This is a genomic window from Pseudomonas bubulae (assembly GCF_900618535.1).
Taxonomy (GTDB): Bacteria; Pseudomonadota; Gammaproteobacteria; order Pseudomonadales; family Pseudomonadaceae; genus Aquipseudomonas; species Aquipseudomonas bubulae.
In genome coordinates, this window is sequence record NZ_UYJA01000006.1 from 150,468 (window position 1) to 163,120 (window position 12,653).

Below are 12,653 nucleotides of genomic sequence, written 5' to 3' on the forward strand. Positions count from 1 at the left end.
TTGCCTGCTGGGGCGGTCGGGCATGGTAGCACCGGGCTTGCAAGTGGCTCAAGATTGCCGCTTTGCGCGCGGCACGCGCTATGCTTGTGTGCATTCCATCTCTCAGGACGTTTTTCTATGGCTGGCAGTAGCTTGCTGATGTTGCTCGATGATATCGCCGCCGTGCTCGATGACGTCGCTCTGATGACCAAAGTGGCCGCCAAAAAAACCGCCGGGGTGCTGGGCGATGACCTTGCGCTCAACGCCCAGCAGGTATCGGGCGTGCGTGCCGACCGGGAGTTGCCGGTGGTGTGGGCCGTGGCCAAGGGTTCGTTTCGCAACAAGGCGATTCTGGTACCGGCAGCGCTGGCCATCAGTGCCTTTGCGCCCTGGGCGGTGACGCCGCTGTTGATGGTGGGTGGGGCTTATCTGTGTTTCGAGGGTTTCGAAAAGGTCGCCCACAGTTTCACCCACAGCAAGGCCGATGCCCAGAGCCAGCGCCAGGCCTTGCAGGAGTCGCTGGCCGGTGCTGAAGTCGATCTGGCGGCGTTTGAAAAGGATAAGGTCAAGGGCGCCGTTCGTACGGACTTTATCCTGTCCGCCGAAATCATTGCCATCACCCTGGGCATCGTCTCCGACTCACCGCTGATGCAGCAGGTGGTGGTGTTGTCGGGTATCGCCATCGTGATGACAGTCGGGGTATATGGCGTGGTGGGTGGCATCGTCAAACTCGACGATGGTGGCCTGTACCTGAGCAAGAAGACCGGCGACGGCGCCTGGCCGCGGTTCCAGCGCAGCTTTGGCCGTGGTGTGTTGAGCGCAGCCCCGTACATGATGAAAAGTCTGACCGTGATCGGCACGGCGGCAATGTTCATGGTCGGCGGCGGTATCCTGACCCACGGTGTACCGCCGTTGCATCATTGGGTTGAAGGCGTTGCGCAAGGCAGCACGCAATGGCTGGGTGTGGTGTCGGTGATTGTGCCGACCCTGCTCAACGCCGTGGCCGGCATTATTGCCGGCGCGGTGGTATTGGCCGTGGTGTCTGCCGCGAGCAAGGTCTGGCGGGCCATCAAGTCCTAGGCCGCTATGGCTCGGGGCAGGGTACTGTCCTGCAGCAATCGATAGCCCAGCACCGCGAACAACAGCATGATGCCCCCTGCGGCCAGCGATACGGTAAAGCCGGTCTGGGCGCCGTACGCATCCACCACCCAGCCGCCGAGTACAGCGCCCAGGGCCACACCCATGCCCAGACCGGTGATCATCCAGGTCAGGCCTTCAGTCAGCTTGGCGGGTGGGACAATGTTTTCCACCAGGCCCATGGCGGTGATCAGGGTGGGGGCAAAAAACAGCCCGGCGATCAGCATGCCCACGGCCAGGGTGGCGATGCTGTCGGCCCACAGCAGCGGCACCATGGTGATGGATGTGGCCAGGGCGCCGAGCACAAACAGCCTGGGCAGTGGCATGTTCAACTTGAGCATGCCGAACACCAGCCCGGCAGCGCACGATCCCAAGGCGTACATCGACAATACAATGCTTGCGGCAGCCGGTTGGCCCTGATGCTGGGCAAAGGCCACGCTAACCACATCCACCGTACCCACAATCGTGCCCAGCCCAAGCAGGGCCAACAGCAAAACCACCACGGCGCCCTGGCGTAAAACTGTGCCCTGGTGCTCGCTGCTACGCGGGTGTACCGGTGGTTCGGTGCTGCGTTGCAGCACAAACACGCTGACGCCGATGGCCAGCAGGATGGCTGCCGCCAGTGGTCCGGCCTGGGGGAACAGCGCCACACTCAGGCCCACGGAAATCGGCGGGCCGATAATAAAGCTCACTTCATCGAGTACCGACTCGAATGAAAACGCGGTGTGCAGTTTGGGCGAGCCGCGATACAGCTCGGTCCAGCGTGCCCGCACCATTGCCGACATGCTCGGCATGCAGCCCGACAGGGCGGCGAACACAAACAGCGTCCAGTCCGGCGCGCCAAAATGACTGCACAGCAGCAAGGCCAGCAAGGCGCTGACGCCAATGGCGGTGACACCGGGCAGGATGCGGCTCTGGCCGTAGCGGTCGACCCAGCGTGAAATCTGCGGAGCCAGCAGGGCTGTGGCCAGGGCAAAGGTGGCGGCTACGCCACCGGCCAGCCAATAGGAACCTTGCAGTTGCGCCAGCATGGTGATGATGCCGATGCCGACCATTGAGATCGGCATCCGCGCGATCAGGCCCGCACCGCTGAAAGCCTTGGTGCCGGGGGCGCTGAAAATCTCGCGATAGGGGTTGGCCATACAAGCTCCGGAACAGTGTTGGGGATTGCTTTCGTAGCAGCTGTCGAACGCAGCCTTGGGCAGCTGCTACGGGAATGTGTAAGTGCCGGTAATCACATACGCGGCGTATGTAGAAATATACGCATACACAGCGTATGTCAATTAACATACGTCGCGTATCCAAAAATAAAGGTGAAAGGCATGGCGCCCAAAGCGCGGTCGCAAATGATCGAAGAAACCCGTGGCAAGCTGCTTGAGGCGGCTCGCCTGGCATTCAGTACGGTGGGCTATGCCCGGACATCGATGGACGAATTGACGGCTTCGGTCGGGCTGACGCGTGGCGCGTTGTACCACCATTTTGGCGACAAGAAAGGCTTGTTCAAGGCCGTGGCCCAGCAGATCGATGCCGAGCTGGATGCGCAGCTGGCACAGGTGTTTGAGCAGGCGGACAGCCAGTGGCAAGGGTTTAAGGATCAATGCCGGCTGTATCTGGAGATGGCCCTGCAAGTCGAGGTACAGCGCATTCTGTTGCGCGATGCGCCTTCGGTGCTGGGCTCGCAATATGTGCAGAACACCCAGTCGGTGTGCTGCCTGTCGATGGCGTCGATGTTGCAGGGGCTGATGGACACCGAGGTGATTCAGCGCACCGATCCCGAGGCGCTGGCGCGTCTGATTCAGGGCGGGCTGATGGATGCGTCGTTCTGGATTGCCGAGGCCGACAACCCGCCGCAGCGTCTGGCCGCTGCGCTGGACAGCCTGGACCTGATGCTGCGCGGTTTGCTGCGGGTGCCTGAGCCGCGCTGACGCGGCCCGGGCCCGTGCATCAGAAGTGGTACTTGATCAGCAGGCTGGTGGTGTTCTGATTGGTCTTGAACGCGCCGCTGTCTTCGATGCCGTACTTGTTTTTCCAGTAGTCGTATTCCACACCGACATACAGTTGCTTGGCGCTCCAGCTCAGGGCCTTGCCCAGGTCATATTTAACCTGCGGGTTGAAGTGCAGGTTGGCGTGGTAGGTGCCACGGGAGTTCTCGTCGTTGTCGACCACCCAGTCCATGTAGCCGTCGATCAGCACATCGGAGTTGCCCAGGGGCAGGGTGTAGGACCACACCGGGGTGATCTGCCACACACCTTTGCCGGCGCGGCTGCCTTCCGGGAAGCGTTGGTAGAAGTTCAACTGGAAGTAGTCAAAGCCCGGCACGTTCAGGTCGAAACCCGGACCGATCAGGTAGGCATCGGTATCGCCTTCGCCAAACTCGTAAGTCATGGCCAGCAGCACGTCTTTGATCGGGCCGAATTCAAACTTCTGGTCGAAGATCTTGCCGAACGACAAACGCGGGGTGAATTCACCGTAGTAGGTGTTCGGGCCGACGTTGCCGTCTTTCTTGCCGTTGTAAAAGATACGGTCAAGGAAGAAGAAGTTGTCACCGTACTTCCAGCTGTCAGCATGCTCGAAGGTCATGGTCTGCTGAATTTTTGGATTGACCTGGAAGTCCTTGCCGTACAAGTAAGTCAGGCTGTTGGTTTGCCATTGCAGCAGGTCGCCGGCGACTGCCGGAGCCCCGCCCAGCATGCTCCCCGCAAGCATCAGGCCGGTAAGTGTGCGCTTCATTCGGTTAGCTCCAAAATATAGAAAGTTGTGCAAGTAGTGCGAACGTGGCGCTCTGTTGTGGCGCCTTGGTTCATGGTTTTAAAAGTTGCCTTTACGGTCAGCTTCAGTGCTTTTAGCAAGTTCGGGGCCATACCTGTTTTATAGCCATGAATAAACCCTCGACTGCGCGTTGGCAGTTGAGTGCAGGGGGCGGCAGGCAGGCCGTAAACCTTTGATATAAAGGCAAAAGTTGGCTTTAAAGTCAGCTTTGAAAAACGTCGCGTTTAAGCGGGCGCGCAGGATACGGGCTCTGGCGCGTGCACTCAAGCGCTCTGTTAAAGCCCAGGGCGGGCAATAACAGAGCATGCACAGTCTAGAGCTTAGAAGTGGACTTTGATCAGGGCACTGGCGGTGTTCTGGTTGGTATCAAGACGGCTGCTGCTTTCGATGCCGTACTTGTCCTTCCAGTAGCTGTATTCAATCCCGACATAGAGCTGTTTTTCACCCAGGTTCAGGGCCTTGCCCAGGTCATATTTGATCTGTGGGTTGAAGTGCAGATTGGAGTGGTAGGTGCCGCGTGAGTTCTGGTCGTTGTCCACCACCCAGTCCATATAGCCGTCGATCAACACGTTGGAGCGGCCCAGGGGGATGGTGTAGGAAAACGACGGAGTGATCTGCCAGACCCCGGTGCCAGGGCGTGGGCCCTCGGTATGGCGGCGATAGAAGTTGAGGGTGAAGTAGTTGAAGCCCGGTACCGCCAGATCAAAGCCCGGGCCGATCAGGTAGGCCTCGCTGTCGCCTTCGCCATATTCATAGGTCATGGCCAGCAGCACATCCTTGATCGGGCCATATTCGAATTTGCGGTCGAAGATCTTGCCGAACGACAGGCGCGGGCTGAACTCGCCGTAATAGGTGTGCGGGCCTTTGTTGGGGTCTTCTTTGCCGTTGTAGAAAATACGGTCGACAAACAGGAAGTTGTCGCCGTACTTCCATTTGTCCGCATGTTCGAAAGTGACGGTTTGCTGGATCGACGGGTTGATCGCGAAGTTCTTGCCGTACAGGTAGGTCAGGCTGTTGGTTTGCCATAAAAACAGGTCCCCGGCCATTGTCTGGCTGGCAGCCAAAAGTCCACCTGCGAGCGTGACGCCCCAGTGTTTGCACTTCATGGGTAACTCCCTTTTTTATTGTTTTTGTAAAGCGAGAGCCCCTCTCCCTAGCCCTCTCCCGGAGGGAGAGGGGATTGGTCGTGCGAGCGCTCAGGAACACCACCGATCAGCCCCCTCTCCCTTGGGGAGAGGGTTGGGGTGAGGGTCAGGGCTCAGTGCTGGTGCACATGCCCGCTCATGGCTGCGCGTTCGGAACCGCCCAGCACATTGAACATCAGGTTCAGGCACACCGCGCTGACAGCGGCCATGGCGATACCGCTGTGGGTGATGGGGTCCATCCACAGTGGCAGGTGGGCGAAAAACTCAGGACGCACCACCGGGATCAGGCCCATGCCGATGCTCACGGCCACCAGCAACTGATTGCGGCGGTCGGCGATGTCGGCTTCCTGGAGGATCTTGATCCCGGTTGCCGCGACCATGCCGAACATGGCAATGGCGGCGCCACCCAACACTGCAGGCGGAATCGAGGCCACCAGGTACGCCGCTTTCGGCAGCAGGCTGAGGGTGATCAGGAAGATACCGGCCATGATGGTTACCGAGCGGCAACGCACGCCGGTCATTTGCACCAGGCCAATGTTCTGGGCGAAGGAGGAGTGGGTGAAGGTGTTGAAAAAACCGGCGATAAAAGAAGCGCCTGCGTCACACAGCAAACCGCGACGCAGCATGCGCGGGGTGACTTCCTGATCGGTGATTTTGCCCAGCGCCAGGAACATCCCGGTGGACTCGACAAAAATGATCACCACCACCAGGCACATCGAAAGAATCGGTGCCAAATGAAACTCCGGCATGCCGAAGTGCAAGGGGGTGACAACCTGGAACCACGGCGTATTGTCCAGCCCGGAGAGGTCGACCATGCCGATGGCGCCTGACAGCACATAGCCCAGGGCCATGCCGATCAAGACCGACACATTGACCCAGAAGCCGCGCATAAAGCGGTTGATCAGCAGGATGGTGCCCAGCACCAGAGCCGCGATGGCCAGGTACACCGGCGAGCCGAATTGCGCCGCAGCACTGCCGCCACCGGCCCAGTTGACCGCAACGGGGAACAGCGACAGGCCGATCGAAGTGATGACAGTACCGGTGACCAGGGGAGGAAAGAAGCGCACCACCTTGGACATAAATGGCGCAATGATCATTCCGAAAAAGCCCGCGGCGATGGTCGCACCGAAGATCCCGGTCAAGCCGATACCCGGCATCCCGGCCATTGCCACCATGCTGCCAACGGCGGCAAAGCTGGCACCCATCATGACCGGCATGCGAATACCCATGGGGCCGATACCCATCGACTGCACGATGGTCGCGACACCCGCCACCAGCAGGTCGGCGTTGATCAGAAACGCGATCTCTTCACGACTCAGGCCTGCAGCCTGTCCGATGATCAGCGGCACGGCCACGGCGCCGCCATACATCAGCAGCACATGCTGCAAACCGACCAGGATCAGTTGCAGCATGGGTAGCCGCGCCAGCGGGGGCGGGGCGGTCACGGCGGGTATGCGCGGTTCGGTTAAATCGGACATGCAACACCTCGGTCATTTTTATTGTTGTGAGCTAGTGGTGTGTTCTTGCGGCCGCAGCGGGGCTGCGACCGCAAAGGCGGTGCGTCAGTTGGTCCGTGCCCCTGCATTGATCCAGGCGCCGACCAGGTCGCGCTCCTGTTGCGTCATTTGCGTGATGTTGCCCAGCGGCATGATCGGCGTGACAACGGCCTGAGCCTGAATGCGCGGGGCCATCAGCTGGATCTGTTGCGCGGTGTCGAACATCACGCCTGCCGGAGCCGCACTGAACAACGGGCTGCTGGGGGTGGCGGAATGACAGACCGTGCAGCGCTCCTGGATCACCTTGTGGACTTGTTCAAAATCGACGGTGGCCACTGGCGCTGCCGCGGGTGCCTGTGCCGGTGCCGCTGGCGGAGCATCTGCAGCCTTGACGCCGCCCAGGGCGGTTTCCGGCAGCGGTTGGTACTTGATCACCTTGGCGGTTTCTGGCGCTGTCGACACAGGCTTTGGACCGGTAACGTAAGCCAGGCAAATCATGCCCAGGGCTGCGACCGGCAGGGTCCAGGCATATTTGTGGCTGTCGTGGCGGGTGTTGAAGTAGTGACGTACCAGCACTGCCAGCACCGCAATCCCGGCCAGGATCAACCAGTTGTACTGGCTGCCATAGGTGCTCGGGAAGTGGTTGCTGATCATGATGAACAGCACCGGCAAGGTGAAGTAGTTGTTGTGTCGCGAACGCAGCAGGCCTTTGGCCGGCAGTGCCGGGTCAGGGCTGCGGCCTTCCTTGATCGCGGCTACCAGGGCACGTTGTGCCGGCATGATGGTGCGGAATACGTTACCGACCATGATGGTGCCGATAATGGCGCCCACGTGCAGGTAGGCACCGCGCCCGCTGAACACTTTGCTCAGGCCGAACGCTGCTGCAACCAGCAGCACAAACAGGACGAAACCGAGCAACGCCGGGCGTTTGCCCAGGGCGGAGTCGCACAGAAAGTCGTAAACGAACCAGCCGGCAATCAGCGAGCCGATACCGATGGCTACCGCTTCAGGGCCGCTCATGCTGCTGCCTGGAGCAATCAGGTACAGCGCGGGGTTGAAGTAGAACACCAGACAGAGCAGGGCGATGCCCGACATCCAGGTGAAATAGGCTTCCCATTTAAACCAGTGCAGGTTTTCCGGCATGGTGGGTGGGGCCAGCTTGTACTTTTCCAGGTGGTAAATACCGCCGCCGTGAATCGCCCATAGATCGCCAGCAAGGCCATCCTTGGGGTTGGCCCGGTTAAGGTTGTTCTCCAGCCAGACGAAATAAAACGACGCGCCAATCCAGGCCACACCGGTAATCATATGAATCCAGCGCACGCTCAGATTCAGCCATTCCATTAGATGTGCTTCCACAGTCTTTACCTCTTGCCCGTCACTCTTTTGTGAGTGTTGGACCTTCTCTTATTGGTGGGGGGCGAGGAACAGCAACTGATCCTCTTTAAAGAAATGCTCATCGCAGTTATTGCCGCTGCCACTGCGATCAACCACCAGGAAGTCATCCCGCTTTTCGATCGTCAGCACCGGGTGGTGCCAGACGCCGCGATGGTAATTGATGCCCTGCCTGCCATTACTGACAAAGGCGCGGACCAGGTCCGATACAGGTTCATCGCCAACGGGCGCGACCACGATCAGAAAGGGGTTGCCGAGCAGCGGTATAAAAGCCTGGCTGCCCAGCGGATGGCGCTCCAGCATGCGTACGGTAAATGGCATGTCCTGCGCCTCGGCGCGGAAAATGCTGATGATCGCCTTGTCCTCTGGCGTAGCCGTTTCGACCTCGGCCAGACGGTGAAAGCGCATGGTCGAACCGTTATTGATCATGAAGTGGTCGCTGCCATCGGTTTCAATCACGTCACCGAAAGGGGCGAAGGCTTCTTTGGTCAGAGGTTCAATCATCAATGTGCGCATGGTGGTCTTCTTATTCGGGTTTCTGTGGTGTCAGTTTTGTCGCTATCGCGGGTAACCCCGCTCCCACAGAATGAATACATTTCAAATGTGGGAGCGAACTTGCCCGCGCTGGGTGCAGCGCTTATTTGGCGACTTTGCCCAATACGCGGATGCGGCTTACACCACCATCCGGGAACAGGTTGAGGCGAATGTGGGTGATCGGGCCGAGGTTTTTCAGTTGCTCGCTGTAGGTGTGTTCAGCGTGCATTTCCATTTTTTGGCTCGGCAGCAGTTCACGCCAGAACAGCGACTGGGTTTCGATCTGGCTGTCGGTACCGCCCTTGACGTACGCGCCCTGGATCGAGCAGCTGTCCGGGTAGTTGCCCTTGAAGTGCAGGGTGTCGACGATGATTTTTTCGATCTCGCCCGGGTGGCCCAGCGCGACGATGACCCAGTCATTGCCCGGGGTACGACGACGTGCGGTTTCCCAGCCATCGCCCATATTGATGCCGCGGCCAGGGTTGAGGATGTTGCTCATGCGTCCGAAGTGTTCGTCGGAGCAGGCGAGGGCGCGGCCACCGTTGAGAGCTGCGGCCAGATCGACCTGCTCGTTGTCGCCTACTGCCGACCAGTCACGGAACGGCACGCCGTACACGCGCAGACGCGCTACGCCGCCATCCGGGAAAATGTTGAAGCGCAGGTGGCTGAAGGCCTGGTCATTGTTGATTTCGTGGTAGTGATGGCTGTTGCCCTGCAGCTCGACGGCCGACAGTACTTCCACCCACTGGGTGTTTTCATTCGGTTCGCCCGAGGCCAGGAAGCAGGCTTCCAGCGAGGCCGATGGTGGAAAGTTGCCGGTGAAGAATGAAGTGTCGATGTCCACACCCTTGATCGAGCCCGGAACGCCAAGACGGATGACGGCACTGTCATAGCCTTCGAAGCGCTTGCGGCGGGACTCCCAGCCGTCCATCCACTTGCCGTTGTCATCGAAAACGCCCTCCTTCCATACGGCCGGGGTCGGCTGGAACATGCGGTTGGCGTCGGCAAACCAGTCATCGGTTACCGAAACGATTTTGGTGCCCAGGCGGGCATCGGCCAGGTTGACGAACTTCTCGAAAGGTACGGCGTAAGCTTTCATTCTTCTTGTCTGCCTTTAAATGAGTGGCTGGAGATGCGTCATCGGCGGGTGCCGGTTCGGCTTAGAGCTGGAGTAATCGGAACAGGGCGATCTTGTTGATTTCTGCCAACGCGCACTTGAACTCGACGTCTGCCGGGTTATGGATGCGGGTTTCGAACGCGGCGAGGATCTGGTGCCGGTCGCTGCCTTTTACCGCCATGATGAAGGGAAACTTGAACTTGGCTTTGTAGGCCTCGTTCAGCTCGGTGAAGCGTTGAAACTCTTCGGCCGTGCATTGGTGAATACCGGCGCCAGCCTGTTCATTGGTGCTGGCTTCGGTCAGTTGGCCCTGGACGGCTGCTTTGCCGGCCAGGTCCGGGTGAGCGTTGATCAATGCCAGCTGGCTGGCGTGATCGGCGCTCAACAAAATGTCACTCATGCGCTGGTGCAGGGTTTCGATCTGGTCGACGCTGCTGTCCAGGCCCAGGTCGTAGGCCTTTTCGGCAACCCAGGGCGAGTGTTCGTAGATATCGGCAAAAGCCGCCACGAAGGCTTCACGGCTCAGTTGTGAAGGCTTGAGGGTCTTGAAGGCGCTCATTTGGCGGTCTCGGCAACAAAAGGGTGGGTGGCGTGCCAGTGGCGGGCAATGTCCACGCGGCGGGTGAACCAGACCTGTTCGTGGCCCTTGGCGTACTCAATGAAACGCTTGAGGGCGGCGAGGCGCGCAGGGCGGCCAATGAGGCGGCAATGCAGGCCGATGGAAAGCATCTTCGGCGACTCTGCGCCTTCGGCGTACAGCACATCGAAAGCATCCTTGAGGTACTGGAAAAATTGCTCGCCGGTGTTGAAACCCTGCACCTGGGTAAAGCGCATGTCATTGGTATCCAGGGTATAGGGGATCACCAGATGCGGTTTGCCGGTGGGATTGTTGGGTTCCCAGTAGGGCAGGTCGTCGTCATAGGTATCGCAGTCGTACAAAAAACCGCCTTCTTCCATCACCAGGCGCCGGGTATTGGGACCGGTGCGGCCGGTGTACCAGCCCAGCGGGCGTTCGCCGCTGATTTCGGTGAGGATGCGGATGGCTTCGAGCATGTGTTCACGCTCTTGCGCTTCATCCATGTACTGGTAGTCGATCCAGCGATAACCGTGGCTGCAGATCTCATGCCCGGCCTCGACCATGGCGCGGATCACATCCGGATGGCGCTGGGCGGCCATTGCCACGGCAAACACCGTGAGCGGAATATCGAACTCGCGAAACAGCTTGAGGATGCGCCACACGCCTGCACGGCTGCCGTACTCGTACAGCGACTCCATGCTCATGTTGCGCTCGCCCTGCAACGGTTGGGCTGAGACCATTTCCGACAGGAAGGCTTCAGACTCCTTGTCACCGTGCAGGATGTTGCGCTCGCCGCCTTCTTCGTAATTGAGAACAAAAGACAGGGCGATGCGGGCGTTGCCCGGCCAATGCGGATGTGGAGGGTTTGGACCGTAACCAATCAGGTCGCGTGGGTAGTCAGCGCTCACTGCAGTCTTCCTTATTGTTCGTGGTAACAGTCGATTGGCCAGACCTGGCGTCACTGCGATGAGCTGATTGTATACAACTTTACATTTTATTTGTAACCCTGATTTTTGCTATTTCTACCACGATTTGTACAGAAAGAGTACTTGCAAGAAACCTGCCTGATTGGTCAGTTTATGGGCGAAAGGTCTCTGAGCACTGCGGCTTTGACGATTAATGCCGTGCAGGCCCCGTAGCGTCGGGGGATGCGCAGATTGTCATTTTTAATTGTGTACAATTTTTTTGATAAATGTCTTAATCGTTTCTTCGCCGAGCCTTTTGGTGCGCCAAAAGAGGGCGGCAGCCGTTTTTTTCACGACTCGGGAGGTCGCACAATCAATGGGACGTTTGACTACGCACGTTTTGGATGCCGCACACGGCTGCCCGGGCAGCTCGATCAAGGTCGAGCTGTATCGGGTTGAAGGTTCGGGGCTGGAGTTGGTCGCTACAGCCCTGACCAACAGCGATGGCCGTTGCGACGCGCCGTTGCTGGAGGGGGAGGCCTACCGTTCCGGGGTTTACCAGGTGCAGTTCAGTGCCGGTGATTACTACCGCGCACGGGGTGTGAAATTGCCGGAGCCGGCGTTTCTGGATGTGGTGGTACTGCGTTTCGGGATCAGCGCCGAGCAGGATCACTACCATGTACCGCTACTGATTTCGCCGTACAGCTACTCGACCTATCGCGGTAGCTAATCGTTTTCGATCTGCGCATGTGGTTATTTGCCCGCTCACACTGCGGGCTTTTTTTTGCCTGTCTAAATGCCATGTCCGTAGCAGCTGCCGAAGGAACGAGGCTGCGTTCGGCGGCGTAGCCGTCGTAGAACCTGAATCCGCTGTCCATCAGATAAATCGCGAACTCAGGTCTTACGATTGCTTCGCAATCGAACGCAGCCTCGTTCCTTCGGCAGCTGCTACGGGCTTGTGTGCAATCAGCGGCTCAACAACGACGCTGTGCCTGCCACGCTGAACAGCCCGGCACTGACCCGGTTGAACCAGCTCTGGCCCTTGCCGCTGCGCAGGTACCCCGCCGCACCGTGGGCACCCAGGCCGTAGGCCAGCTTGCACAGCAGGTCGAGCACGGTCCAGGTGGCGATCATCACCAGTAACTGGTTGAGGAACGGTAGATCGGGGTTGAGAAACTGCGGCAAAAAGGCAGCAAAGAACAGAATGTCCTTAGGATTGCTGGCCCCCAGCACGAACGCGCGCCCAAACAGGGCGCTAAAGCGCGGTATTGGTGCGGCTTCGGGCACATTGGTGACGGTGGCCGGCTGGCGCGATTGTTTCCAGCTTTGCCAGGCCAGGTAAAACAGGTACAGCGCGCCCACGATCTTCAGGGCGCTGAAGAGTTTTTCCGAGGCCAGCAGCAAGGCGCCCAAACCCAGTGCCGAAGCGCTGAGCAGGCAGATCGAGGCAAATACACCTCCCAGAAAAGCCGGGTACGAACGGCGCAAGCCGTAGTTCAGACTGTTGCTGATCATCAATAACGACAGCGGCCCTGGAATCAGGATTACCACCAATGCCGCGCTGCTGAACAGCAGCCAGGTTTCCAGACTCATCACTTCCTC

13 protein-coding genes are annotated in these 12,653 nt (G+C 59.1%); 3 read left to right on the forward strand and 10 right to left on the reverse strand.

The window, feature by feature from the left end:
* The first annotated feature begins 117 nt into the window (after window positions 1-117).
* Entirely contained in the window at window positions 118-1,059 is a 942-nt protein-coding gene (locus tag PPTH39_RS20740; RefSeq protein WP_095024369.1) for a DUF808 domain-containing protein, read from the forward strand.
* Here the strand turns inward: PPTH39_RS20740 and PPTH39_RS20745 are convergent.
* Window positions 1,056-2,258, reverse strand: coding sequence for an MFS transporter (locus tag PPTH39_RS20745; RefSeq protein WP_130872382.1), 1,203 nt, complete (start codon window positions 2,256-2,258; stop codon window positions 1,056-1,058). The two genes, PPTH39_RS20740 and PPTH39_RS20745, sit on opposite strands and share 4 nt — an antisense overlap.
* A 180-nt stretch (window positions 2,259-2,438) precedes the next feature.
* On the opposite strand from PPTH39_RS20745, the gene PPTH39_RS20750 reads away from it, so the two are divergent.
* Window positions 2,439-3,041 (forward strand): TetR/AcrR family transcriptional regulator, encoded by a 603-nt coding sequence (locus PPTH39_RS20750; protein WP_095024367.1) that lies wholly within the window; start codon window positions 2,439-2,441, stop codon window positions 3,039-3,041.
* A 19-nt stretch (window positions 3,042-3,060) separates the two neighbouring features.
* Here the strand turns inward: PPTH39_RS20750 and PPTH39_RS20755 are convergent, their stop codons facing one another.
* The 8 genes from PPTH39_RS20755 to puuE all read right to left on the reverse strand — a co-directional run bounded on the left by PPTH39_RS20755 (window position 3,061) and on the right by puuE (window position 11,054).
* On the reverse strand, window positions 3,061-3,846 hold the full coding sequence (locus tag PPTH39_RS20755; protein WP_095002059.1) for an outer membrane protein OmpK: 786 nt from the start codon (window positions 3,844-3,846) through the stop codon (window positions 3,061-3,063).
* Window positions 3,847-4,205: 359 nt separating this feature from the next.
* Window positions 4,206-4,991: an outer membrane protein OmpK gene (locus PPTH39_RS20760; protein WP_095002058.1), complete on the reverse strand. Its 786-nt coding sequence runs from the start codon at window positions 4,989-4,991 to the stop codon at window positions 4,206-4,208.
* 152 nt (window positions 4,992-5,143) lie between these two features.
* The gene (locus PPTH39_RS20765) at window positions 5,144-6,508 is read right to left on the reverse strand and encodes a nucleobase:cation symporter-2 family protein (RefSeq protein ID WP_095002057.1); all 1,365 of its coding nucleotides are present in this window, start codon (window positions 6,506-6,508) and stop codon (window positions 5,144-5,146) included.
* Window positions 6,509-6,592: 84 nt separating this feature from the next.
* Window positions 6,593-7,882 (reverse strand): urate hydroxylase PuuD, encoded by a 1,290-nt coding sequence (locus PPTH39_RS20770; RefSeq protein WP_095002056.1) that lies wholly within the window; start codon window positions 7,880-7,882, stop codon window positions 6,593-6,595.
* A gap of 48 nt (window positions 7,883-7,930) precedes the next feature.
* The gene (locus tag PPTH39_RS20775) at window positions 7,931-8,434 is read right to left on the reverse strand and encodes an ureidoglycolate lyase (RefSeq protein WP_016781501.1); all 504 of its coding nucleotides are present in this window, start codon (window positions 8,432-8,434) and stop codon (window positions 7,931-7,933) included.
* 121 nt (window positions 8,435-8,555) lie between these two features.
* Window positions 8,556-9,551 carry an allantoicase gene (alc, locus tag PPTH39_RS20780; RefSeq protein WP_086797829.1) on the reverse strand — a complete coding sequence of 332 codons (996 nt, stop codon included), beginning with the start codon at window positions 9,549-9,551 and terminating at the stop codon, window positions 8,556-8,558.
* 61 nt (window positions 9,552-9,612) lie between these two features.
* Window positions 9,613-10,128, reverse strand: a complete 516-nt coding sequence (gene uraD / locus PPTH39_RS20785; RefSeq protein WP_016781499.1) for a 2-oxo-4-hydroxy-4-carboxy-5-ureidoimidazoline decarboxylase — start codon at window positions 10,126-10,128, stop codon at window positions 9,613-9,615.
* Window positions 10,125-11,054 carry an allantoinase PuuE gene (gene puuE / locus PPTH39_RS20790; protein ID WP_095002055.1) on the reverse strand — a complete coding sequence of 310 codons (930 nt, stop codon included), beginning with the start codon at window positions 11,052-11,054 and terminating at the stop codon, window positions 10,125-10,127. Before puuE ends, uraD begins: the two co-directional genes overlap by 4 nt.
* A gap of 373 nt (window positions 11,055-11,427) precedes the next feature.
* Between puuE and uraH the strand changes: the two genes are divergently transcribed.
* A complete protein-coding gene (uraH, locus tag PPTH39_RS20795; protein ID WP_095002054.1) occupies window positions 11,428-11,781 on the forward strand; it encodes a hydroxyisourate hydrolase in 354 nt (117 codons plus the stop codon).
* A 236-nt stretch (window positions 11,782-12,017) separates the two neighbouring features.
* Here uraH and PPTH39_RS20800 read toward each other — a convergent pair whose 3' ends face one another.
* The gene (locus PPTH39_RS20800; RefSeq protein WP_095019573.1) at window positions 12,018-12,644 is read right to left on the reverse strand and encodes a LysE family translocator; all 627 of its coding nucleotides are present in this window, start codon (window positions 12,642-12,644) and stop codon (window positions 12,018-12,020) included.
* Between the last annotated feature and the right edge of the window lie 9 nt (window positions 12,645-12,653).